Consider the following 20,191-nt stretch of genomic DNA (forward strand, 5'->3'; position numbering starts at 1 on the left):
AGATGAGCTTTAATAATAATGTGAAGAATTTAAATTTATTTCTAATTGATAATGGCTTCAAGCTTTATCCAGAATGTTCTGGAAAATATAAATCTTGGGTCAAAGAGCTTGATGATGAACATTTAGTCTATATGTACATATATTGTATAGAACATAAAGAAGGTTCTCAAACATGCTATTTAATAATTTCTTTACCTAGAGCAGATGATGATGCTTGGGTGGTAAGCCCATTAGCTTTTGGAGTGCAAATCAGTAAAAGTTGGGATGGCGATAAAGATTTTTTCAATAAATGTATTAATCGTCTTGATAATATTATGTCACCAGCAGCATATCTGAAGGATGCGATAATTAATGAGATAAACTCAATGAGTTGCATTTCTACTGACTCATCTGATTCTAATTTTTTGGGAATTAGACAATTAACTAATCTGAAAGCCTTCAAAAAGCTTAAAGAACATAAAGATTTCTCTGAATTATCTGCTAAGAGTAAAGATTTATGGGTTAATGGAAAAGAAATTCTTCGTTTGGATGTGAATTTGGTTAAATCTTGTTATGAACCGTATAGTGATGAGATTGTTATGGAATATATCGATGACTATTCTTGGGAGCTAAGTGTTATATTGGCGACGTATAGTGTATTTAAATAATTTATTCTCACCAACGCGCTGGGTCATACCTTGGCCTACACCTACAACAAAACCGACAACAAACCCGCTACTTCCACTGCGACCAAATCGGCATCCCAAGAGAGATGACCGATAAAGACGGCAACCTGATTTGGTTCGGGGATTATTACGGCTGGGGCAAACTGAAGAGCGAAACCAACATATCCGGAACTGCTCACCAACCCTTCCGATTGCAAAACCAGTATGTCGACCGTGAGACGGGGCTGCATTACAACCTGATGAGCTATTACGAACCTGATGCGGGTCGGTTTGTGAATCAGGATCCGATTGGGCTTTCAGGCAGAGACAATCTGTATCAGTTTGTTCCTAATGCGTAAACAGGCAATAAAATTTGCAAAAAAAAATAAATGCTATTGAGGAAATTTAAATGTCAAAATTACTTTTTACTTCTTCTAAAACGCCACATAGTATTGGCTATATTGGAGGAGGAGCCGAACATATTCCGTTAGAATTATGGCCTAAAGTTCCAAATTCTGATACCTATCAAACACATCTGTTTACTCTTTATTCTGACTTTTTACCTGAAAATGTATTCCCTCGCAGAAATTATTATATCTCTGTTTTTATTTCTATAGAGGAGCATGCACTGGGAGGAGTAAAAGACTCTATTTCATCCAAATATACTGTTAATTGTCAGGATGATTTAATTTTACTTAATGATGGTTTTAGTTGTGCTGTTATTTATGAAAGGGAACAAGATATCGACAAGCAAGATTTAGGAAGTATTTCTTTGGAAAGAAAATTTTTTGAAAGACTTGATGAAGTTGATAAAGAAGCAGATGCGAAATACAATGAAAATGAACATTTATTCTTTGAAGATAATGGAATGGGATTGGATGTATCCAAAATTTTTGGCAATCCTTATTTTGAACAAGATATAATATATCCTTCTCCTAAGTTTAATTTTTGCTTGCAATTATTAGAAGAAGATATAGATAAAAAATTACATATTTTTCAGAATGGTATTGGTTATTTTTATTATGACCAAAATGTTAAGAAGAAACTTCTATCTGGAAGTCAAGCAGGTATTTTCTTTATTCAAAATACTTAATAATTAGTATAAAACCTTCAGTCCCGACGTAGGGTATGTGAGGTACGCACGCAAGCGGTTTTTGCTTTTCAGACGACCTTTGTTGTATTGCGTTCAACCACAGCTACACCTACGATGCACTGGGTGACCTGATCTACCGCCAGCTGCCCAATGTCGAAACCAGTACTACCAATACGATTTCGAAAACCAACTCGTCCGCGCCGAAATCAAAAAGCCGCCAACAAACCTACTACTTCCACTGCGACCAAATCGGCATCCCGCGCGAGATGACCGACATTCATGGCAATCTCCTGTGGTACGGTGAATACACCGCTTGGGGCCGTCTAAAATATTTCTTCAATAACAATCTAGGCCAAAACCGCCTACGAATACGGTCAGGACGATCATACTCAAAAAATACAAGAACTTAAAAACAGATTAAACAATCTAAAAAAGAGCATAAAGAAAATTGCGTCACGAGTATTAAATAAAATCCAGATATTAAATTTATCAACTTAGAACTATAGGTATTGTTAATGGAAAAAGAATTATTATGTATTTTAAAAAAATATGAAACGCATCCTGATTTTTTGAGTGACACTATTGAAGATGTAAATCAAGTAGGCGGTATGGATGATACAGTTTTACATATTGCATCCAGAAATAATTCTTTAAATGATGCTCTTGTATTTCTTCAAAATGGGGCATTGATCGACCTTAAAGGAGACTTAGGATATACCCCCCTACATTATGCATGCATGTTTGGAAATATAGAAATGGTGAGATTACTCCTTGATAATGGATCTGATAAAAATATACAAAATGAATTTGGAGAAGATGCCGTTAGAATTGCAATTAACTCATCCAGCGAAAATAAAGAAAAGATAGTAAAACTATTAAATAATTTTAAAAACCTAAATAAAAAATAAATTATAAATCAATCTTGGTGGGCTATATCATGCATGCCCCCCTAATCTTAACGATATGGTATTGAAGGAAATATGCTTCTATCAAAAAATATATGGAGGATACTTTTGTGTTCAAATTAAAATTACTTCCCGAGGATTTTTTTAATATATGTATTAAGCGTAAAGTAGAAATTAAAAAGTTAGATAAACTTCCCAAGTTAGATAATAACTATTTGTTATTTATTGCTAAGTATCAGGAGGTAGAGATAATACCTGATATTTCTCTTTTTAATTATGAAGAGGCTTTAAATGAAAATAGATACTTAGAGAGTCATTATCCCGAAATATCAAGGTGTTTTTGGAGTATTGGACAAGCGGGACAAGGAGATGGATGGTTTTTAAATAAAATAGATAATACCATTTTTCATTATAATCATGATAGTGGAGAATATACCAGATCTGGATTTACAAATTTAGGGATAGATTTCTCACAATTTATCCAGTTGGCTTTCTTATACCGAGATTTAGAACACCTATTAGATGGAGGAGAGACACTTACGGATAATGTAAAAGCTGAGTTTATAAATTCAGTAAATAGTATAAGCAATAATTTGTTTAATGTTTATCCATTTAAGTATTTTTAATTAGAATATTCAATAAATTTATTAAGCAAGCCGTAGCCCGTATGAAACCTTCAATTTTGAAGTAGTTTGCCTGCGGGTCGAACGCACGCGGTTTTTGCTTTTCAGACAATCTTAATATCTTCTTTGAGGTCGTCTGAACTATTTGTTCTTTAACAATCTCATTACCATTAGTAATGACATTCTATCTAGAGGTCGTTTTCTCTGATAACTGAGAAACTAATTGACTTAGACAAATACAGGAAAGGATATATATTATGTTGAAAATATCAAATAATTCGTTAAATGGGATTGTATCGGGTCAAAAAATGTAGTGGAAAATCTGAGCAAGAAATCAAAGACGCACGGAAATAGAAAGGATTTAAATAATGGGCCTGCCAAAACAAGCAATTGATTCAATTGTTAAATTATCAGCTAAAGAAAGATTGGATTATTCTATTAAAACTATATCCGGTATTGAAACTTTATACCTCCTAGATGGAAAGGATGACTGGATATGTTTGCAAGATGATGAAGGAAAAGAATATCTAATGATCTTTCCAGAATCTGAGTTTGCTGAGTTAGCCCTCCAATGGAATCCTCAAGCATTGAGAATAGATGAAATAGAACTAGAGAACTTCTTAGAAGATACTGTTCCTTTAATGTCTGAAAGTAATATTAGATTAGTTATTTTTCCTATAGATGAAAAAACAGAAACTATAATTTTGGATCCAATTGAATTTGCTAAGATGATCAATGATTATTTTTATGAGTGGTATGGTGAAGAATTTGATTTACCTTATTTATTAGGAGGTTAACAATGGGTTTACATAAAAAAGCAATAAATGCAATTCTTAATTTGTCCAGTCAAGAACGCTATGAGCATACTTTAAAAAGGATAACTGACTCTGGAGTTTTATATGTTTTAGCAGACAAAGACGGAGATTGGATATTATGGGGAGATGAGAAAAATTCATCTTTAGCCATATGGCCTGAATTAGAATTTGCAAGAATTATGTCAAATTCTGAAGATAAGAATTCTGATATTTATGAAATTGAGATAGAAGAATTTTTAGAGGATGGCATACCATGGTTGATAGAAAATAAAATAGGTATAGCTGTCTTTCCGATTCCTCATAATCCTGAAACAATTGATATGAAGGCTATTCAGTTTGCCGCCTCAGTCAATAAAATCTTAGATGAAAGTTATGATGAGGCCTTAGATTTGCCTTATCTTTAAACGAATGGTCAGTTCGAAATCCAACCGAACCGTAAAGGTCATCTGAAAGAGGAAACCAAGGTAACGGATAGCGCGTACCAGCACTTCCGCCTGCAAAACCAGTACGCTGACCGTGAGACGGGGCTGCATTACAACTTCTTCAGGTACTATGAGCCTGATGCGGGGCGGTTTGTGAATCAGGATCCGATCAAATTGAAGGGTGGGAATAATTTTTATCAATTTGCACCGAATTCCATTGGGTGGATTGATACTTTAGGTTTAGCACGTAGAGGAACTTACAGAGGAGAGAGAGGGAGCCATAAAGGAGGAGAAACTAATCACTCTCCAGCTTGGGGAGCATATAAAGATTTACCAAATAGACCATCTTATGGTTCTGCACCTGCGTATCATATGGATAAATCAGATCATAGAGGCATGTCAAGTACAGGGAGTTCAACTACTGCTCGTCGTTGGAGAGCGCAACAAAGACAATTTATCCTTCAAGGTCGATGGGATTTGGCTATGGAGATGGATATTATTGAGACTAAGAGGTAATTTATAGATAAATATGATAAGAGATTGAGAAGGATGGTGCGAGAAGCTGTTAGACAGAAATTAATCACTAAATATCAAGCATCTAAACTAAGAAAGGTCATTGGAAAATGCAAGTGAATGAAGTTAAAATTATTCCTTTTAAAGGCATAGATTTAGGTAATCGTTTTTTTCAACTTGGAAATACGATGGAGCAAATTATTGCTAAATATGGAAAGGCAGCAAAGGTTATAGAAGATAACATTCTTAAAATTACTTCTGAATATAGAGATGCCTGCACATTAGAATATAAAAATAATAAATTAGTTAGCATTATTTGTAGTAAACATCTGAATCCAATATTTGATAATTTAAATCTTTTTGAGCCTGAAAATATTAAAGAATTAAAAGAAGAATATGATTGCATTGATGGAAAAGCATATATTACATTTCCCACTTTGGGTATTTCCATAGGTGGCATGTCCAAAAAAGGGATACCTGAAGGTAAAGTTGTTATAGTCTTCGTAAAAGAGGAGATAGATACTTATGAATTTTTTGCTAATGAGGATTGAGAAGCTGTTGCTCGTGTAAATCCAAGCCTTAGCTTATATAGAACTCTTTTAGGGTATATACAGAACATAGGTATGCGATTCCTGCTCTCCAGATGATCGGTTCTATATCAACTTTCGATTTCAATTATCTTTAACAATAAAGAGCTAGCAAGTCGTAGCCAGTACGAAACCTCCAATCCTAACGTAGTGCATGTGCGGTATGGACGTACGCGGTTTCGCCTATCGAAACTCCATCAACTAGAATTAAAGGAGAGTACCCAGCATGTCCTAGTTGTAAAGGTGCCATGAAAAAACAGTCGCCAGGACAATTTATGAAGCTCCGGGGACTGAACCATGGGAAGCAGGAAAAGTAAAAAAGAACTCGTAAAGCACCTCGTCCAACTGAGAAAAGACGACAAAAACCTCCTCCTGGAAAATGTTAAGAAACAATGTGATAAGGAATTATTTATGGAAATTATTTCAAAAAACACATATTACAAGATAGAAGATGGTATTCTTACCATTGCTTTTGCAGATAGTAAAAAACCTAATCCTAATAATTACTTAATCTTGCAAAGAGAAGTTGACGACTTAGAATACTATTATTATGAAATAAACAGCCAGCAATATTCAGGAATAGGTGGCTTCAAAAAGGTAGAAATTTATTCCAATAAATTAGTTATTTATTTTCAAGAAAAACAAAAATTTTATCAAAATAGTATTGAAAATCTAATTATTACTTATCAACCTGATAAAAAAATAAATGAATATATTGAGTATATTTTGGGAGAATCCGATTGTGTGAGGTTATAGTTTGCTAATTAAAAATAAATCTATGTGGAACCCCGTAGTAATTTCATTTGATGAGTCGGATGATGAAGGTTTGTCATATATCTACTTTGATTTGGGAAATTTTCATTATTTAACCCTAACGTTCAATCAAGACGAAGATGATCAAATATATCTTGAATTCAATGAACAAACGTTTTCAATTGAAAGCAATAACGTTGATTATGATTTAAAAGGTAATATTTTATCATTCGATTTCGGAGAAGATATTCAGAAATCTTTGAAAATCGAGAAACATATTGATATTGAAATAAATATAGACACTGATATGGTTTCGTTTAAGAAAACACTAGAAAATATTTTTTTAGCAAAAAACAGAATATAACTTGTATAAGTAGGAAAGCTGTAGCCTGAACAAAAACTTTCAGTCCTAAGGAGTATCTTATGAAAATCAAAGAATTAATTGAAAAATTAGAACAAAAAAATAGCCATCAATTCTTGAAAGCGGTATCAAAACCAGAATTTGCTTTTTCTTTGCCAAAAGATTTAGAATTCTTTTATGAAAATTATGAATATGCTATTCTCAATATTGATACTTCTTGTGAGATAAGAATCAGTTCACTTTCAGAATTGCAACCAACAAACCAAATTCTATATCCAGCTGATGATGTTATTTGGGAGGAATTGGCAGATGATATCAGTAATGATTGGTTCATGATTGCATCTTCTCAAGAGCGTAGTCAATTTATCAGTATAGACTTAAACAAAAAAAGATTTGGTTTTTGTTATGATAGTTTTATAGAAACTCATGCTACACCTGATGAGTCTCCCATTATTGCTAAGTCATTTACAGAACTACTGGAGAAATTGGTTTCAAATGAAAAAGAATGGTTTTGGTTAGATTCCTCTTTTCAAAGCTATGGTGATGCTTATGAAGATGAATGAGTAAGTTATAGCCCTTATGAAACCCTCGATCACAACAAATAGTACGTTTGGATCGCACGCTCACGGTTTTCGTTTCCAGCTGATCTTTAATATCTTTGTTGAGTTCGTCTGATTTATTTGTTCGTTAAAATTTCATTACCATTAGCAATGACATTCTATCTAGAGGTTATTTTCCCTGATAACTGAGAAACTAATTGACATCGACAAATACAGGAAAGGATATATATTATGTTGAAAATATCAAATAATTCTTTGGATGGAATTGTATTGGGTCAAAAAAAGGCTGATTTTGATGATGTTATTTTAAATAATCCTAGTTATTCATTGGAGTTTGATAGAAAGCATAAGATACAGTCTGATTCTCAATTAATTACTGTATCATCCTCTGGAAGTTGCAATGAATTCAGCTTAGATGGAAAAATTATTAACTTCTTCAATTTAGAAAAATTTTTAGAAGAAGAGAATCCTTTAATAGAAATTTCTGATGAAGGAAATTATTTTTATATTTTTCCACAATATAATTTACTTTTGTATGTTGACTCTAAGGATAAATTATTTTTGCAGGTATTAATTTACGATGAAAGTATAAGAGACTTATATGAAAATACAGGTAAAAAGTACTCAGACTTTCAAAAAAGTAAACTTAAAGATTCAACCCCAGTTTATGATAAATTAATATTTGTTCCTTATAAGGCTATAGGTAATTTTGAATTTCATTATTCTCTAACAGATATTATTAAAAAATATGATATATCAGAAAATGTTATTTCAAAAGCAAAAAATATCATAGAGATAAATAATTTTGTACTGAGGTTTGATAATGAAAAGTTAACTGAGGTTACAATTTTTCATGATAAAGCAGTAAGTCTTGAAATATACTATAATGAAATTGAGATATCCTCAAAAGAAGGGTTTGCTAAGCTATTAAGTCAATATGATGTTATTGAGAGAACAAAATCTAAATATCTTTTCAAAGAATTAGGTCTAGTTGTGGACAAGGATCTGTCTGAATTTCGTTTTTTTGAACAATCATTATTAAACTTTTGGGCAAATTTGCATAGACCTATTACTAGCTGGTAATCACAAGCCATAAGCAAACTGTAGCTCTAATTGTACTTCCAACTCCGATGTAAGCGCACGTACGCGGTTTCGCCTATCGAAACCACATCAACGAAAACCGCCAACAAACCCGCTACTTCCACTGCGACCAAATCGGCATTCCGCGTGAAATGACCGATAAAGACGGCAATCTGTTGTGGTACGGCGAATACAACCGCCTAGAGTAACGGATAGCGCATACTAGCCCTTCCGCCTGCAAAACCAGTACGCCGACCGTGAGACGGGGCTAAATTACAACCTGATGCGTTATTACGAGCCTGATGCAGGTCGGTTTGTGAATCAGGATCCGATTGGGTTGTTGGGTGGGGAGATTTTGTATTGGTTTGAACCTAATACAACGAAATGGAATGATCCATTAGGACTAATGAACAAATGTGATAATTGTTCAAAAACTGGAGTAGACATAAACCTTGTGCAAAGGGAAACCAGTAACATTAGTTGCTTGTCAAACATGAAAAGGGGACAATTCATTTGCTCAAAAATTGGCTAATGAATTAAAAGCACCTGTACGTGGTGCAACAGAAAATGTTAGTGCAGTTACAGGAGAAGTATTAAATGGAGGTAAATATGTTACAATTAAGCCATAAAATCCTTAGATTTATTTCTTTTAGTATTTTTCTAACGTCTTATAATAACTAATACAGTAAGGATAGAGACATGAAATCTAATGCCAACATTTCAATAAATGACAGTATGTATATTTCTAAAACTAATCTAGAAAAGTTAAAAATTGATGCTTCCTCTGGTAATAGTCAAGCAGCATCAAAATTAGCTAATTATTTTGCTTTTTATGAATTTAACAATGATAAATTTATATTTTGGTTAATTCGATCAGCCAAATTAGGTAATACTCAAGCACAATATGATTTGGCCTATATATTCTTTGATCATTACCAAGACAGTAAAGACAAAAACAAATTAGACGAAGCGAAAAAATGGGCTCTACTTGCTCAAAAAAATGGGATGTCTATTACTAACCTACTCACTGATATACATAATGAAAAGCAGAATTCCAAATATAAACATGAAAACAAATAGTTAAAATAAAAAACTAACCAAGCTAGCGTATAAATCCCTGAGTAAACGTGGGGTGAATCAAGCAAGCCGTAGTCCGCATAAACCTTCAGTTCTTACGAACCTTTGGCACAGGTATGCAACTGGACCAACGAAGACGGAGAAAGCGGCCAACAAACCCACTACTTCCACTGCGACCAAATCGATATCTCAAGATTTAACCGATAAAGACAGCATCCTCTTGTGGTTCGGCGAATACACTGCCTGCGGTCGTCTGAAAGAGGAAACCAAGGTAACGGATAGCGCATATCACCCCTTCCGTTTGCAAAACCAGTATTGCGACCGTGAGAGGGGCTGAACTACAACTTCTTCAGATACTACGAGCCTGAGGCCGGGCGGTTTGTGAACCAGGATCCGATTGGGTTGGATGGTGGAGATAATAGGTATCAGTTTGCTCCGAGTGTACAGGCTTGGGTTGACCCGTTAGGATTAGCTACTCGACCTAATAATGGGAAATACCATATTTTCTTTGACCAAAAGTTAGATTCAGGAATTAGATATTCAAGTGATGCTGTGCAATTTAATGATGCAAATAAGGCATTTATTAAAAAAATAGAATCTAACCCATCATTTAAACGGGATATGCTTAATCGTTATCCTGAATTAAAAGAATGGATGAAATCTGGAGATATGAGTTCAAGTCCCAATTGGGGAAAAGGTAAAAATAAACAGGGACTAACGTGGCATCATCATGAGAATACAAAAAGGTTGGTACTGGTTGATTATAATGACCATAGAAGAAATCATGGTCTATATCACCCACAAAGAAAAGGCGGAAGAAGTATATGGGGAGGTGGTAGACCAGGTCGACGAGGAAAATTAAACGGTCGCACTAGTAAACCATTAGGTAAATGTTAATTTAATCATAGAAGGAACAAAAAATGAATTTAGATAAATTTTATAGAAGAAAAATTAGTATATCAGAAGTTATTGAATGTGCTAGATTATTCAATGATGATGATACTGATAAATTTGCCAAATTTCCATACATATATATTTCTTCTGATGAAGATGAGAGTATTCTTGATTTAGAGACGGTTTGTTATTTGGATAACGGTCCAAAAATAATAGATGGAAAAGAAGTTTTTCCTGATTTTGTAAACGAAAATGGATTAGATATTTTATGTAGTGGGGATGTATTTATGGATGTTTACGATGACTTAGATGAACGGTATCCAAATTTTACAAAAGATCAATTCATTGATGCTCTAAATTATTACATGGATAATGATGATTACATTGAATTTTAAATCTATAATTCAGGTATTATTTCAGATCCCCTCTCTGCGATTAACTGACATATCAGCCTAAAGAAACGAAGCTACATCACAACCTGATGCGTGACTACGAGTCTCAAACTAGGCAGTTTGTTTAATCAGGATCTGATTGGGTTGTTGAGTATACATGACCTTTTTTCAGACGACCTTAATATTTTATTGAGGTCGTCTGAAATATTTGTTCTTTAGATAAATAATCTACATTGTGGGGCTTGTTCTAATAGTCAGGGTGGTAAATTAAGTGCATTCTCAAGAAGAATGGGTAATATAATAGATTCTAGAAATGGAAAGAAAAAATAGAGTAATCTATAAAATTAAAGCGAGGAAATATAGTTAATGAATAAATTTGTATTGGAATTAAAGCAGAAGGCTATTTGTGCTAAATATGGTTCTGATTTTAGCCCACTTTCTGATAACGATATGATAGCTATAGCTATAGATACTATCGGGAAACAACCAATATCTGGACGTAGGGAACTGAGAGTTACGGATAATCTTGATGAAATTACATGGTTTATTTACTGTGGAGAATATAGTTCTGATGATGATTTCTTTCAACCTTTGCATGTGAGCCATTTGGAATCTTTACTTCCAATGGTTATGCCGTATTTAGCCCTAATGGAAGGATTTGGTTTTGTAATTGATAATGAAGGGTATGAGGATGTATGGTGCTTTGCACATCAGGCATGACTATTATGAATCTTAGTAAACTGTATTTCATATGGAACTTTTAATGCTGATGTAGGATATATGCGAAATACACGCGGTTTTTGGTTTTCAGAAGACCTTCAATTTATTCTACCGAAAATGAGCGTAACAGATATTGACTTTTTGTGAGAAAGGTCTGTGACTGATAAATATACTTACGCTACACCAATTTCTAAAAGTAATAGTAAAAAAGAAAAAATGATGACTCTTTATCAAATATTCTCTGCTGTTGATAATGAAGATGCGTATGTGGACTTAAAACAAGATGATAGAGAAATCGTGGAATTTATTAATTACAATAAAGGTAATTATATAGATGAAGCAGTTTTTATAGCTCAGAGTGGATATACCTCCAAAAATATTTCTAAAACAGATTATATTCAAACAATTCCTAAGATGTTATTGTTCTCTGAAACTTTCATTAATAAATTAGCTGATAAATTAAAAAATGAATTAGATTTTTTTCCGGCTAAACTTAGAATCAAGAATGATGAATTTTAATTTTTCCTTGGAAAAATTAAATTAACTGCTAAATTAGTAGATATGGAAAAATCGAATTTTTATGAAATAGATGGAGAGAAGTTTATTGATTATCCACCTGTATTTTTGGGAAATATATCTGGTTTTGAGTTTTGTGCAAAAGATATAAATGATGATTTAATTTGGGCTTTTTCTGATAAATTCAAAGAATTAGTTGTGAGTAATAATTTGAAGATGGAGTTTCTTCCTCTAACATGAAATATTCTGTAAGTAAGTTATAATAAGCCACAGCCTACACAAAACCTTCAGTCCTGACGCAGGGTGTTGCGGTACGCACGCACGCGGTTTCGCCTGTCTAAACCACATCAACGAAGACGGAGAAAACCGACAATAAACCCACTACTTCCACTGCGACCAAATCGGCATCCCGCGTGAGATGATCAATGACGAAGGCAACCTGGTTTGGTTCGGCGATTATTACGGCTGGGGCAAACTGAAGAGTGAAACCAACATTTCTGGAACTGCTCACCAACCCTTCCGATTGCAAAACCAGTATGCCGACCGTGAGACGGGGCTGCATTACAACTTCTTCAGGTACTATGAGCCTGATGCGGGTCGGTTTGTGAATCAGGATCCGATTGGGTTGGCAGGTGGGGAGAATTTGTATGCTTTTGCGCCGAATTACAATTTATAGTGCATTCAGAAGAGGTTCAAAAAGTTAAATCGAAAAAATTAAAAGAAAGGGAAAGTTTTAGAAATGTCTAAGTTAAAAATTTTTCTTGAAACCCCTTTAGAATTTCAAGAAAAAAATTTTTTTGACAAATGGGAAGTCAGTTACCTTGATTTGATGGAAGTTAATCAAGGTTCTCCCTTAGTTGGAAGTTTGTCCATTAACGGTCAAGTTATTATTCAAGAACAGGGTTTTGGAGGGCCTTTGTTATATTTCAATAGAAAAATTTATATTCCAGTTTTCATTAGACGATTTTGCGTTGTTGGATTTAGGCTTGCAATATTAAGTTTAGATGATTTATCCATTGAGTATATTGGAGGTATCGAAGACTTGGTTTATCTGAAAGAGATAAAAGATAATAGAATTTATTTCTATACAGATATATATAAAAGCACAGAAAAGAATTTAACTTTATATGAACAAATATAACTCAAGGATATGCTGTAAACATCATAGCCAAAGGACTTCCATGTTAATTAAATATAAAGAATTTATTCAAAAGTATTGGATAAGTATTTTAATTTCATGGTTTTTCATTTGGTTATGGATGGCTTATTGTGGCCTTTTGGGTAAAAATATTAGTTATTTTAAAGAAATAGGAAATTAAGTATAACAAAGCTCAAACAGATAGATACATGAGTAAGCAATTAACTAGAATTGGTGGTAAGGTTTTTGGAAAATACGGATCACGTAGTAAATGTGCATAGAAACTGATTGATAACAAAAATTTATAAAAGGAAAATAAAAATGAGTATTTTAAGTAATTATATAATTCAAGATTTAATCCAGAATGTATCTAAAGGAGTTACAGAGACATTTAAATTTGTATTAGAAAGATATAATTCTAATGAAGTTTTTGCCTATACATTATATATTGATGACTATTGTTCATATCTGGGTTGGGCTGCTAACACTATTTCTCACTACGAAATAGAAAAAGTAAACTACCCAAAAGAAGATCAGCCTTTTATTAAATGGTATTACCCTCAATTTGCAATAGGACTTGGTGAGGTTCCTGAGAAAATAGATAGTATATTCAATAATGAGATTCAAAATATTCTTAATGATGCAAATACATTAATATCAGACGATAATTTTGAGCAATATCAGGCAGAAGTATATGATTCAATTATAGAAGGATTTAAAAAAGCGATAGAAAATATATATAAGAAAAAAACAAATAATGTCATATTTTTTGTTTCTATTGTAGATAGTGATAATACTGAAATTATGGAAAATTATTCTGCTGAACAACTAAATTCATATGATAAATTTCTTACGTTCAAAAATAGATTTCAAAGCAAGCCATAGCCTGCATGAAACCTCCAATCTCGATTTTCATTAGACGATTTTGCGTTGTTGGATTTAGGCTTGCAATATTAAATTTAGATGATTTATCAATTGAGTATATTGGTGGCGCGAGTTTTGGTATGACCAAGCTTTAAAAGAATTATCAAGAAGAGGTATTTAATGATTAGCCAAGAAACAATGAATTTACTTATTAAATATTTTCAAGATGAACCTGAGCTTAAAGGGATACCCGCTAGTAGTGAGGAAATTAAACATGCTGAAAATATTTTAGGAATAAAATTTCACGATGATTACATTGAATTTATTAAAAAATTCGGCGGCGCAAGCGCTGGTTTGGATATCCATGCTTTCCATAATTCAACATTAATTGGAAAAGAAACAGTTATCGAATTAACTCAGGGATTTCAAAAACTTTTAGAATTATATGAACAACCAATGAATAAACTTTATGCAATATCAGATGATGGTTCAGGCAATCCTATTTTAATGGATCAACAGGGACATATTTTTATTTATTATCATGATTCATCAGAAATGGAAATGTTATATGAATCACTTGAAAACTTATTTAAAGAAACATTGTTGGGTGAATAGCAAGCCGTAGCCCGCATGAAACCTCCAATCACGACGTAAAGTCTTCGCGATACGCACGCGGTTCCTGTTTTTCAAACGACCTCACTATCCTCTTTAAGGTCGTCTGAAATATTGGTTCTTTAACAATCTCATTACCAGTCATTTACAAAATGTAGTTTCTCAAGGAGCATTATAATATTATGGAAATTAAAAAAGAGTCCAACGACTATATTATTAAATTAAACAACCATGAAGTCTTAGTTTTTTTGGAATGGCTTGTTAAGTTCGTTGAAAATAATGAAATTATTGATGAAGCTGAGCAAAAAATATTATTTGACTTAGAATGCTTATTAGAATCCACATTAGAAGAACCTTTTATGGAAAATTATAAAGATCTAATACATATAGCTAAAAAATCTATTATTAATAATAAGCAAGCTGTAGATTGAGACGAGCCTCAATAAATTGGTTAAAGTCAAAATCTTCAAGAAAGACGGAGAAGCTTCAGACGGCCTCGAAGAGTAAACTGGATTCGTTTCCCGGATTCCTACGAGCCTTAAGTACAGGTTCAAGATTGGTCAACCGAAGACGGAGAAAGCTGCCAACAAACCCACTACTTCCACTGCTACTAAATCGGCTTACCGCGCGAGATGACCGACATCTACGGTAATCTCTTGTGGTACGGCGAATACACCGCTTAGGGTCGTCTAAAAAAAGGATGAGCGGGTTTATAAGAACACACATCCCAAGAGGGCTTTATAAAAAATTCGTCTCAAGGATAACTATAACATCCATCTAATACAAATATCGCCTTATATTCTTCTTGTTATTGAGGATATTGATACCTTTAAAACTGGAGTTATTAACCTCTTTAATGACTTGCTTGATCATGATAAAAAGTATCTGATTTATCGTGATTTTATCAAAACATATCGCAATATGACTCTGATTGAAATAACTTAGTTCTGTCATCAAACAGAACTTTTTTTCTTGATTAAAGTCTATATCTAGTATATAATCAATCTATAACGTATAGATTGGAGATATATCATGGCTATAACTTTATCGAAACAATACAATTTTAAACTGAATGAAGCCACTATGGAACAAGCTCGAAAAATTATCAAGGAAAAGGGAATGACAATGACAGATGCTATTTCTTTATTTGTGGAGCAAATAGTCCTGGAGCAAGATTTGCCTATTAAGACGGCCGAAGATTTACATAGAGAACAGTTGATTGAAGAATTACAAGCCCAATCTGAGCGTGCCTTGAGAGAATACGAGGCAGGCGAAGGAACTTCCCTAAACGATATGAGGGTACGTTATGGCTTATAAAGTGATTGCTTCAAAAGAGGTCGAGGAAGCTATCGACAATATACACGACTATATAGCTACGGTACTTCTATCCCCTCAATCCGCCAAAAATACTGTGGCTAAAATCTTAGATAGCTTAAAAAGTTTAGAGATTTTTCCTGAAGCAGGCTTTGACGCTGATGAGAGAATCGGAGTAAAGATTAACAGCAAGTATCCCACACGAGGAAAAATTATAGATCAATATGTTTTGCTTTACTTCATTGACCAAAAACGAAACACTGTTTTTTTATCTCACCTATTCCATACTAAAAGTGACTACGTTACTTTGTTACAAAAAGACAATATAAAAAGGCCAAATACTTGAGACAACTTTCTTAAGTTTATAAGCTACGAAAACTTAATTTTTGCTACCGTCTTGGTTTAACAATACGGTATATATAATATTTTACAGCTATATCCCCTTTAGAAACCTTGATTTAATAAAGATTTAAACACTATAGAGCATATCTTTGTAAAATACGGTTTAAAATTGGAGCAAGTAAAATGAAAAAGTTACTGATTGGATTGATTGGAACTATTTTGCTTTTGACAGGAGCTTTAAAAATGTCGCAACAACTTACAAAAAATACTCAATATAATGATTTGACTGTTAGATACTATTTAGGAATGACTTTTCCTAAGTATAACCATCCTGCAAAATTGTATGATGAAATCAATTTAGATAAGGTAGACAATATCCGCAAAAGCAAAGAGAATATATCTTATTATATTGGGTTCTATAAAGATGGAAAATTAATTAAATTTGAGAAATATAGTAATGATAACAAAGTAATGGATTTTGCTTATGAATATGATGAGATGGGAAATCTAATCAACATTTATAAAAATAACATCGAGGTAAGAAAACCGCTCCAAAAGTGAAGAGACTGGTGCTTGTTAAATTGTTAAAGGAGGTTGTTATGCTTAGTTTTTATGATTGCGATAAAAATTTATCTGAAAATGATTTCAATGAGGTTGAAAAAAAATTAGAAGTATCTTTTCCAGCTTCATTCAAGTCACATTACTTCAAATGGAATGGAGGTACTCCCACTCTTTCTTGTTTTGTCAATGATAATATCGATTTTGACTATATTGAAATTCGCGACTTCATTCCAATGAAATATTCTAAGCAGTTTGAGGATGATCCAGATTTTACTTTGGAAGGAAGAACAATAAATGAATGGGAACTTAATGAGTTACCTATAAATCTGATTCCTTTTGCTTTTGATTGGGGAGGGAATTACCTCTGTTTAGAAAAAAATAGTCGGCAAATTATTTATTATGTAAGGGATGTATGGAGTGAAAATATATCAAGAGAAGCTAATTTTAAAAAAAATTCAATTATTATTGCGAAATCATTTGATGAGTTTTTAAATTGTTTAGAAGAAAATCCTGATGATTGATAAACTGGCGTAGCGTCGTGTATATATAGTAAGTGTAACAAGACATAGCTCGCATGAAGCCTTCAATCTCGAAGTAGGATGTGTGCAGTAAGCATGAGATTTCTGTTTTTCAGACGACCTCTTTCAAATTTCATCCCCCGACGACGGCTACGGCGATTTGACTGCCGTTTATGGACGTGACAGCAAAGAACTAGCGGTTTCGCCTACCGCAACCATATCATGGTCGATTACAGGCACAAGTGCGACAGCGTGTACGAAATTTACAAGAAAGGTTAAAAAAACGTTTGAGTAAGTCCATATCTGTTGGAGGATGTTCATCTACCAACTCACCCAAACGATTAGATTAGGAGGATATTATGAAAAAATTAATAGTATGGGGATATGCCCTACAAAGCATGGATAAAGCAGCAAAAATGGGGTTACCACGTGTAAGTAGTGGTGTTCTAGGTATATCAGAGAAGTTTAACCCTAAAAAAACGCATCCTGATTTTGACTTTCCATGGAGTTGGTTCGTAAAGGGACAAGAAATTCCTCCAATGCCTGAAAAGGTTTATGTCTGCTTAAAGAAAGCAAGAGGTGTTACTTTTGATTCTCTTCCATATAATGATTTCTTTATCATGTCAGCTCATTTTTTGGAATTTATTAAAAAATACGGGTTTAATCATGATTTTGGAATGAGTAAAGCAATTATTGTCAATACAAAAGGTGAGTTATTGACGAATGAAGTCTATTATTTAGTAAGAATAGTTGATTGGGAAATTGAGGATGAAATTGTTTACCCAGATTTAGCATTAGATGAAGATGATTATTCACTGGAGGCATATACTAATTCAGATAAGGATATTTTATTGTCTACCAATTATAATTATTCAGGAGCATTTATGGTGTCAGAAAATTTAAAAGAAAAAATATTGGAAAACTTTTCTTTGCCTTTTCTTTATTCTTTGGAAGAGTGGAAGGAATTAAATAATTCAGACTTTTATTGGGATTAATATAAATCAAAGAAGTGTTGAATAAACTTTTTTCCATCCCAACATCTACTCCTTCTCCCGTGGGAGAGGGCTGGGGAGAGAGCAAAACAACAGCTGCGAACCGCTCGCGCAAGTCCGCGATTGGACAACCGAAGACGGCGAAAGCCACCAGCAAACCCACTACTTCCACTGCTACCAAATCAGCATCCCAAGAGAGATGACCGATGACGAAGGCAATCGGGTTTGGTTCGGCAACTATACCGACTGGGGTCGTCTGAAAAATATGAGCGGGTATACAAGTATGCGCACCAGCCGTTCAGATTGCAAAACCAATATACCGATCGTGAAACTGGGCTGCATTACAACCTGATGCGGTATTACGAGCCTGAGGTCGAACGGTTTGTGAATCAGGACCCGATTGGGTTAGAGGGTGTGGAGAATTTTTATTGGTTTGCTCCGAATGTACAAAGGTGGATTGACCCGCTAGGGCTTGCTCCTATTCCAGCACCATCTTCTCTTCCTGGCTTTCCAGGTGCCCAAAGAGCAAAGCCTAAAACTCCTGTGCAAGGAGGTGGAGGATTAAGAAAACGTTGGAAGCTTCCGGGAGGCTGCATTCTCGAATGGGACTCTCAACATGGAGAAGTTGAAAAATATGACAAACGAGGAAAACACCTTGGCGCATTTGACCCCAAGACTGGCAAACAATTAAAAGACTCCATTAAAAACAGAAGGATAGAACCGTGAAAAAAATCATAAGATTTATATCAAAATTTGAAAAAAATGGAGAAAAATTTATTGAGGTTATAAATTTTAAGAATGAACCATCTCTCGATTTTTTACAAAAAATTTTTCATGAAACTGGTCCGATGTATGAAGAATATTGGATATCAAATGAAGTTGCAAAAATAATTGAACCTTATTTATGTGAGAAGTTAGACATAAATAATTATGACTACTTCTTGTCTTGCGAAGAAGATAATATTTAAGCAAAATTCAAAAATCATATTTATAGATAGCGCATACCACCCCTTCCGCCTGCAAAACCAGTATTGCGACCGTGAAACGGGGCTGCATTACAACTTTTTCAGGTATTACGAACCTGATGCAGGGTGGGTTGAACCGTTGGGGCTATCTATTTCAATAGTCATTCATATAGGGCAACAGGGTAGACATATTGCGGGGCATAATAACTTTATCCCTGGTCGGAGCATTCTAACTGCAAATACTCAGGATTTATTTGATTCTTTTCATCAAGGTAATATTCAAATTAGTAGAAGTATTAGTCAAAATAAATAGAAAGTTCATTTTATAATATTGGAAGTTGTGTTGATAAGGATACAGGAGACGAGACTCCGACAGGATGGGGAATAATTCATTCATCCAAAAAAGGAGCCCATATTGTTCCTGCATTGCCTGATATAACATAAATTCTATATTTTATTTGAGGAATTAATTATGAAAAAAGAAATTATTCTAAGTATGCAAATGGCTTTTCTTGGGGCAATTTGTAACAAAGTCAGACTTATTGCATTTGATATGACCGAAGAATTATTTGCTCTTTATGTATATATTGATTCACCACTGACAGATGATGAGTATGAAGCAATAGATAGTGCAGTTACAGATGTATTGGCTGATTTTCCAAATTTTCTATATGAGAAAATATATATTATTGAAAATAATGATAATATTCTTTTATTGAATACATATAAAGGATGTTTTTTTATGAGATTTGAAAATAAATTTGATTAAATAACTCTTAGCCCTACCGTTCAAGACAACCGCCTGAAAACCTACAACGCCACAAGTTGCTACTACGACGACCTCGTAAACCCCATCCACCGCGAACTGCCCGACGGCGAAGTACAGAACTATTTCTACGACCTGTATGACCAACTGGTCGTTGTACAAAT

38 protein-coding genes and 1 pseudogene are annotated in these 20,191 nt (G+C 33.7%); 38 read left to right on the forward strand and 1 reads right to left on the reverse strand.

Annotated elements, in window-relative coordinates:
• Nucleotides 1–2: 2 nt before the first annotated feature.
• From ACUW6H_RS02595 to ACUW6H_RS02630, 8 genes are all read left to right on the forward strand, one after another.
• On the forward strand, nt 3–647 hold the full coding sequence (locus ACUW6H_RS02595; RefSeq protein ID WP_444817140.1) for a hypothetical protein: 645 nt from the start codon (nt 3–5) through the stop codon (nt 645–647).
• A 104-nt stretch (nt 648–751) separates the two neighbouring features.
• Entirely contained in the window at nt 752–1,003 is a 252-nt protein-coding gene (locus ACUW6H_RS02600) for an RHS repeat-associated core domain-containing protein (RefSeq protein WP_454360860.1), read from the forward strand.
• A gap of 50 nt (nt 1,004–1,053) precedes the next feature.
• Complete coding sequence (locus ACUW6H_RS02605) at nt 1,054–1,737, forward strand: hypothetical protein (RefSeq protein ID WP_454360862.1); 684 nt, start codon at nt 1,054–1,056, stop codon at nt 1,735–1,737.
• A 176-nt stretch (nt 1,738–1,913) separates the two neighbouring features.
• Complete coding sequence (locus ACUW6H_RS02610) at nt 1,914–2,147, forward strand: RHS domain-containing protein (protein WP_454361272.1); 234 nt, start codon at nt 1,914–1,916, stop codon at nt 2,145–2,147.
• Between the two features lie 105 nt (nt 2,148–2,252).
• Complete coding sequence (locus tag ACUW6H_RS02615) at nt 2,253–2,645, forward strand: ankyrin repeat domain-containing protein (RefSeq protein WP_454360864.1); 393 nt, start codon at nt 2,253–2,255, stop codon at nt 2,643–2,645.
• Nucleotides 2,646–2,752: 107 nt separating this feature from the next.
• On the forward strand, nt 2,753–3,268 hold the full coding sequence (locus ACUW6H_RS02620) for an SMI1/KNR4 family protein (protein ID WP_454360866.1): 516 nt from the start codon (nt 2,753–2,755) through the stop codon (nt 3,266–3,268).
• A gap of 365 nt (nt 3,269–3,633) precedes the next feature.
• Nucleotides 3,634–4,062: a DUF2750 domain-containing protein gene (locus tag ACUW6H_RS02625; protein ID WP_444817134.1), complete on the forward strand. Its 429-nt coding sequence runs from the start codon at nt 3,634–3,636 to the stop codon at nt 4,060–4,062.
• Between the two features lie 2 nt (nt 4,063–4,064).
• A complete protein-coding gene (locus ACUW6H_RS02630) occupies nt 4,065–4,484 on the forward strand; it encodes a DUF2750 domain-containing protein (protein ID WP_454360868.1) in 420 nt (139 codons plus the stop codon).
• Here ACUW6H_RS02630 and ACUW6H_RS02635 read toward each other — a convergent pair.
• Nucleotides 4,464–4,613 carry a hypothetical protein gene (locus ACUW6H_RS02635; protein ID WP_444817132.1) on the reverse strand — a complete coding sequence of 50 codons (150 nt, stop codon included), beginning with the start codon at nt 4,611–4,613 and terminating at the stop codon, nt 4,464–4,466. The two genes, ACUW6H_RS02630 and ACUW6H_RS02635, sit on opposite strands and share 21 nt — an antisense overlap.
• Here ACUW6H_RS02635 and ACUW6H_RS02640 point away from each other — a divergent pair.
• The 30 genes and pseudogenes from ACUW6H_RS02640 to ACUW6H_RS02785 form a co-directional block, all read left to right on the forward strand.
• A pseudogene (locus tag ACUW6H_RS02640) lies at nt 4,575–4,685 on the forward strand (RHS repeat-associated core domain-containing protein); the annotation flags it as partial. The gene ACUW6H_RS02635 and the pseudogene ACUW6H_RS02640 overlap by 39 nt on opposite strands.
• A gap of 446 nt (nt 4,686–5,131) precedes the next feature.
• Nucleotides 5,132–5,566, forward strand: coding sequence for a CTP synthase (locus ACUW6H_RS02645; protein WP_454360870.1), 435 nt, complete (start codon nt 5,132–5,134; stop codon nt 5,564–5,566).
• A gap of 447 nt (nt 5,567–6,013) precedes the next feature.
• Nucleotides 6,014–6,358 carry a hypothetical protein gene (locus ACUW6H_RS02650; protein ID WP_454360872.1) on the forward strand — a complete coding sequence of 115 codons (345 nt, stop codon included), beginning with the start codon at nt 6,014–6,016 and terminating at the stop codon, nt 6,356–6,358.
• Nucleotides 6,359–6,380: 22 nt separating this feature from the next.
• Nucleotides 6,381–6,719 carry a hypothetical protein gene (locus ACUW6H_RS02655; RefSeq protein ID WP_454360874.1) on the forward strand — a complete coding sequence of 113 codons (339 nt, stop codon included), beginning with the start codon at nt 6,381–6,383 and terminating at the stop codon, nt 6,717–6,719.
• 59 nt (nt 6,720–6,778) lie between these two features.
• Nucleotides 6,779–7,279, forward strand: a complete 501-nt coding sequence (locus tag ACUW6H_RS02660) for an SMI1/KNR4 family protein (protein ID WP_454360876.1) — start codon at nt 6,779–6,781, stop codon at nt 7,277–7,279.
• Between the two features lie 228 nt (nt 7,280–7,507).
• Complete coding sequence (locus tag ACUW6H_RS02665; protein WP_454360878.1) at nt 7,508–8,359, forward strand: hypothetical protein; 852 nt, start codon at nt 7,508–7,510, stop codon at nt 8,357–8,359.
• A 149-nt stretch (nt 8,360–8,508) separates the two neighbouring features.
• Nucleotides 8,509–8,565, forward strand: coding sequence for a hypothetical protein (locus ACUW6H_RS02670; RefSeq protein WP_454361274.1), 57 nt, complete (start codon nt 8,509–8,511; stop codon nt 8,563–8,565).
• A 74-nt stretch (nt 8,566–8,639) separates the two neighbouring features.
• The gene (locus ACUW6H_RS02675; protein ID WP_454360880.1) at nt 8,640–8,888 is read left to right on the forward strand and encodes an RHS repeat domain-containing protein; all 249 of its coding nucleotides are present in this window, start codon (nt 8,640–8,642) and stop codon (nt 8,886–8,888) included.
• 167 nt (nt 8,889–9,055) lie between these two features.
• Nucleotides 9,056–9,436 carry a hypothetical protein gene (locus tag ACUW6H_RS02680; RefSeq protein WP_454360882.1) on the forward strand — a complete coding sequence of 127 codons (381 nt, stop codon included), beginning with the start codon at nt 9,056–9,058 and terminating at the stop codon, nt 9,434–9,436.
• 378 nt (nt 9,437–9,814) lie between these two features.
• Nucleotides 9,815–10,330, forward strand: a complete 516-nt coding sequence (locus tag ACUW6H_RS02685; protein ID WP_454360884.1) for an HNH endonuclease — start codon at nt 9,815–9,817, stop codon at nt 10,328–10,330.
• Nucleotides 10,331–10,353: 23 nt separating this feature from the next.
• Complete coding sequence (locus tag ACUW6H_RS02690) at nt 10,354–10,722, forward strand: DUF7716 domain-containing protein (protein WP_454360886.1); 369 nt, start codon at nt 10,354–10,356, stop codon at nt 10,720–10,722.
• Between the two features lie 363 nt (nt 10,723–11,085).
• Nucleotides 11,086–11,439 (forward strand): immunity protein Imm33 domain-containing protein, encoded by a 354-nt coding sequence (locus ACUW6H_RS02695; protein WP_070515438.1) that lies wholly within the window; start codon nt 11,086–11,088, stop codon nt 11,437–11,439.
• Nucleotides 11,440–11,595: 156 nt separating this feature from the next.
• Nucleotides 11,596–11,958: a hypothetical protein gene (locus tag ACUW6H_RS02700; RefSeq protein WP_454360888.1), complete on the forward strand. Its 363-nt coding sequence runs from the start codon at nt 11,596–11,598 to the stop codon at nt 11,956–11,958.
• 42 nt (nt 11,959–12,000) lie between these two features.
• On the forward strand, nt 12,001–12,195 hold the full coding sequence (locus tag ACUW6H_RS02705; protein ID WP_454360890.1) for a hypothetical protein: 195 nt from the start codon (nt 12,001–12,003) through the stop codon (nt 12,193–12,195).
• Nucleotides 12,196–12,373: 178 nt separating this feature from the next.
• Nucleotides 12,374–12,631, forward strand: a complete 258-nt coding sequence (locus tag ACUW6H_RS02710; RefSeq protein WP_454360892.1) for an RHS repeat-associated core domain-containing protein — start codon at nt 12,374–12,376, stop codon at nt 12,629–12,631.
• A gap of 63 nt (nt 12,632–12,694) precedes the next feature.
• Complete coding sequence (locus ACUW6H_RS02715) at nt 12,695–13,096, forward strand: hypothetical protein (RefSeq protein WP_454360894.1); 402 nt, start codon at nt 12,695–12,697, stop codon at nt 13,094–13,096.
• Nucleotides 13,097–13,414: 318 nt separating this feature from the next.
• Nucleotides 13,415–13,978 carry a DUF4303 domain-containing protein gene (locus ACUW6H_RS02720; RefSeq protein WP_454360896.1) on the forward strand — a complete coding sequence of 188 codons (564 nt, stop codon included), beginning with the start codon at nt 13,415–13,417 and terminating at the stop codon, nt 13,976–13,978.
• Between the two features lie 159 nt (nt 13,979–14,137).
• Nucleotides 14,138–14,572 carry an SMI1/KNR4 family protein gene (locus tag ACUW6H_RS02725; RefSeq protein WP_454360898.1) on the forward strand — a complete coding sequence of 145 codons (435 nt, stop codon included), beginning with the start codon at nt 14,138–14,140 and terminating at the stop codon, nt 14,570–14,572.
• Nucleotides 14,573–14,751: 179 nt separating this feature from the next.
• The gene (locus ACUW6H_RS02730) at nt 14,752–15,000 is read left to right on the forward strand and encodes a hypothetical protein (RefSeq protein WP_454360900.1); all 249 of its coding nucleotides are present in this window, start codon (nt 14,752–14,754) and stop codon (nt 14,998–15,000) included.
• 601 nt (nt 15,001–15,601) lie between these two features.
• The gene (gene relB, locus ACUW6H_RS02735; RefSeq protein WP_454360902.1) at nt 15,602–15,886 is read left to right on the forward strand and encodes a type II toxin-antitoxin system RelB/ParD family antitoxin; all 285 of its coding nucleotides are present in this window, start codon (nt 15,602–15,604) and stop codon (nt 15,884–15,886) included.
• A complete protein-coding gene (locus tag ACUW6H_RS02740; RefSeq protein WP_454360904.1) occupies nt 15,876–16,229 on the forward strand; it encodes a type II toxin-antitoxin system RelE/ParE family toxin in 354 nt (117 codons plus the stop codon). Before relB ends, ACUW6H_RS02740 begins: the two co-directional genes overlap by 11 nt.
• A gap of 179 nt (nt 16,230–16,408) precedes the next feature.
• Complete coding sequence (locus ACUW6H_RS02745) at nt 16,409–16,786, forward strand: hypothetical protein (RefSeq protein ID WP_454360905.1); 378 nt, start codon at nt 16,409–16,411, stop codon at nt 16,784–16,786.
• A gap of 38 nt (nt 16,787–16,824) precedes the next feature.
• Nucleotides 16,825–17,307, forward strand: a complete 483-nt coding sequence (locus ACUW6H_RS02750) for an SMI1/KNR4 family protein (protein WP_454360907.1) — start codon at nt 16,825–16,827, stop codon at nt 17,305–17,307.
• A gap of 356 nt (nt 17,308–17,663) precedes the next feature.
• Nucleotides 17,664–18,299: an Imm43 family immunity protein gene (locus ACUW6H_RS02755; protein ID WP_454360909.1), complete on the forward strand. Its 636-nt coding sequence runs from the start codon at nt 17,664–17,666 to the stop codon at nt 18,297–18,299.
• A gap of 196 nt (nt 18,300–18,495) precedes the next feature.
• On the forward strand, nt 18,496–18,648 hold the full coding sequence (locus tag ACUW6H_RS02760) for a hypothetical protein (RefSeq protein ID WP_414162708.1): 153 nt from the start codon (nt 18,496–18,498) through the stop codon (nt 18,646–18,648).
• On the forward strand, nt 18,600–19,022 hold the full coding sequence (locus ACUW6H_RS02765; RefSeq protein ID WP_454360911.1) for a colicin E3/pyocin S6 family cytotoxin: 423 nt from the start codon (nt 18,600–18,602) through the stop codon (nt 19,020–19,022). Before ACUW6H_RS02760 ends, ACUW6H_RS02765 begins: the two co-directional genes overlap by 49 nt.
• Nucleotides 19,019–19,264, forward strand: a complete 246-nt coding sequence (locus ACUW6H_RS02770; protein WP_061586973.1) for a DUF7683 domain-containing protein — start codon at nt 19,019–19,021, stop codon at nt 19,262–19,264. The genes ACUW6H_RS02765 and ACUW6H_RS02770 overlap by 4 nt, the downstream gene beginning before the upstream one ends.
• Entirely contained in the window at nt 19,227–19,574 is a 348-nt protein-coding gene (locus ACUW6H_RS02775) for a polymorphic toxin type 50 domain-containing protein (RefSeq protein WP_454360914.1), read from the forward strand. Before ACUW6H_RS02770 ends, ACUW6H_RS02775 begins: the two co-directional genes overlap by 38 nt.
• A gap of 17 nt (nt 19,575–19,591) precedes the next feature.
• Complete coding sequence (locus ACUW6H_RS02780) at nt 19,592–19,705, forward strand: polymorphic toxin type 50 domain-containing protein (protein WP_454361276.1); 114 nt, start codon at nt 19,592–19,594, stop codon at nt 19,703–19,705.
• 28 nt (nt 19,706–19,733) lie between these two features.
• Nucleotides 19,734–20,030 (forward strand): hypothetical protein, encoded by a 297-nt coding sequence (locus tag ACUW6H_RS02785; protein ID WP_454360916.1) that lies wholly within the window; start codon nt 19,734–19,736, stop codon nt 20,028–20,030.
• Nucleotides 20,031–20,191 lie beyond the last annotated feature (161 nt).

Source organism: Streptococcus sp. 151470009-6 (assembly GCF_053628175.1).

What these genes read in the sequence shown, in the direction of transcription:
- ACUW6H_RS02715 (WP_454360894.1), top strand. Translation starts at nt 12,695, where the DNA reads ATGTCTAAGTTAAAAATTTTTCTTGAAACCCCTTTAGAATTTCAAGAA.
- ACUW6H_RS02655 (WP_454360874.1), top strand. Translation starts at nt 6,381, where the DNA reads ATGTGGAACCCCGTAGTAATTTCATTTGATGAGTCGGATGATGAAGGT.
- ACUW6H_RS02650 (WP_454360872.1), top strand. Translation starts at nt 6,014, where the DNA reads ATGGAAATTATTTCAAAAAACACATATTACAAGATAGAAGATGGTATT.
- ACUW6H_RS02725 (WP_454360898.1), top strand. Translation starts at nt 14,138, where the DNA reads ATGATTAGCCAAGAAACAATGAATTTACTTATTAAATATTTTCAAGAT.
- ACUW6H_RS02745 (WP_454360905.1), top strand. Translation starts at nt 16,409, where the DNA reads ATGAAAAAGTTACTGATTGGATTGATTGGAACTATTTTGCTTTTGACA.
- ACUW6H_RS02675 (WP_454360880.1), top strand. Translation starts at nt 8,640, where the DNA reads ATGCGTTATTACGAGCCTGATGCAGGTCGGTTTGTGAATCAGGATCCG.
- ACUW6H_RS02605 (WP_454360862.1), top strand. Translation starts at nt 1,054, where the DNA reads ATGTCAAAATTACTTTTTACTTCTTCTAAAACGCCACATAGTATTGGC.
- ACUW6H_RS02665 (WP_454360878.1), top strand. Translation starts at nt 7,508, where the DNA reads ATGTTGAAAATATCAAATAATTCTTTGGATGGAATTGTATTGGGTCAA.
- ACUW6H_RS02710 (WP_454360892.1), top strand. Translation starts at nt 12,374, where the DNA reads ATGATCAATGACGAAGGCAACCTGGTTTGGTTCGGCGATTATTACGGC.
- ACUW6H_RS02630 (WP_454360868.1), top strand. Translation starts at nt 4,065, where the DNA reads ATGGGTTTACATAAAAAAGCAATAAATGCAATTCTTAATTTGTCCAGT.
- ACUW6H_RS02785 (WP_454360916.1), top strand. Translation starts at nt 19,734, where the DNA reads ATGAAAAAAGAAATTATTCTAAGTATGCAAATGGCTTTTCTTGGGGCA.
- relB (WP_454360902.1), top strand. Translation starts at nt 15,602, where the DNA reads ATGGCTATAACTTTATCGAAACAATACAATTTTAAACTGAATGAAGCC.
- ACUW6H_RS02705 (WP_454360890.1), top strand. Translation starts at nt 12,001, where the DNA reads ATGGAAAAATCGAATTTTTATGAAATAGATGGAGAGAAGTTTATTGAT.
- ACUW6H_RS02740 (WP_454360904.1), top strand. Translation starts at nt 15,876, where the DNA reads ATGGCTTATAAAGTGATTGCTTCAAAAGAGGTCGAGGAAGCTATCGAC.
- ACUW6H_RS02635 (WP_444817132.1), bottom strand. Translation starts at nt 4,613, where the DNA reads ATGCAGCCCCGTCTCACGGTCAGCGTACTGGTTTTGCAGGCGGAAGTG.
- ACUW6H_RS02755 (WP_454360909.1), top strand. Translation starts at nt 17,664, where the DNA reads ATGAAAAAATTAATAGTATGGGGATATGCCCTACAAAGCATGGATAAA.
- ACUW6H_RS02695 (WP_070515438.1), top strand. Translation starts at nt 11,086, where the DNA reads ATGAATAAATTTGTATTGGAATTAAAGCAGAAGGCTATTTGTGCTAAA.
- ACUW6H_RS02600 (WP_454360860.1), top strand. Translation starts at nt 752, where the DNA reads ATGACCGATAAAGACGGCAACCTGATTTGGTTCGGGGATTATTACGGC.
- ACUW6H_RS02595 (WP_444817140.1), top strand. Translation starts at nt 3, where the DNA reads ATGAGCTTTAATAATAATGTGAAGAATTTAAATTTATTTCTAATTGAT.
- ACUW6H_RS02720 (WP_454360896.1), top strand. Translation starts at nt 13,415, where the DNA reads ATGAGTATTTTAAGTAATTATATAATTCAAGATTTAATCCAGAATGTA.
- ACUW6H_RS02680 (WP_454360882.1), top strand. Translation starts at nt 9,056, where the DNA reads ATGAAATCTAATGCCAACATTTCAATAAATGACAGTATGTATATTTCT.
- ACUW6H_RS02625 (WP_444817134.1), top strand. Translation starts at nt 3,634, where the DNA reads ATGGGCCTGCCAAAACAAGCAATTGATTCAATTGTTAAATTATCAGCT.
- ACUW6H_RS02690 (WP_454360886.1), top strand. Translation starts at nt 10,354, where the DNA reads ATGAATTTAGATAAATTTTATAGAAGAAAAATTAGTATATCAGAAGTT.
- ACUW6H_RS02660 (WP_454360876.1), top strand. Translation starts at nt 6,779, where the DNA reads ATGAAAATCAAAGAATTAATTGAAAAATTAGAACAAAAAAATAGCCAT.
- ACUW6H_RS02775 (WP_454360914.1), top strand. Translation starts at nt 19,227, where the DNA reads ATGACTACTTCTTGTCTTGCGAAGAAGATAATATTTAAGCAAAATTCA.
- ACUW6H_RS02750 (WP_454360907.1), top strand. Translation starts at nt 16,825, where the DNA reads ATGCTTAGTTTTTATGATTGCGATAAAAATTTATCTGAAAATGATTTC.
- ACUW6H_RS02730 (WP_454360900.1), top strand. Translation starts at nt 14,752, where the DNA reads ATGGAAATTAAAAAAGAGTCCAACGACTATATTATTAAATTAAACAAC.
- ACUW6H_RS02615 (WP_454360864.1), top strand. Translation starts at nt 2,253, where the DNA reads ATGGAAAAAGAATTATTATGTATTTTAAAAAAATATGAAACGCATCCT.
- ACUW6H_RS02760 (WP_414162708.1), top strand. Translation starts at nt 18,496, where the DNA reads ATGACCGATGACGAAGGCAATCGGGTTTGGTTCGGCAACTATACCGAC.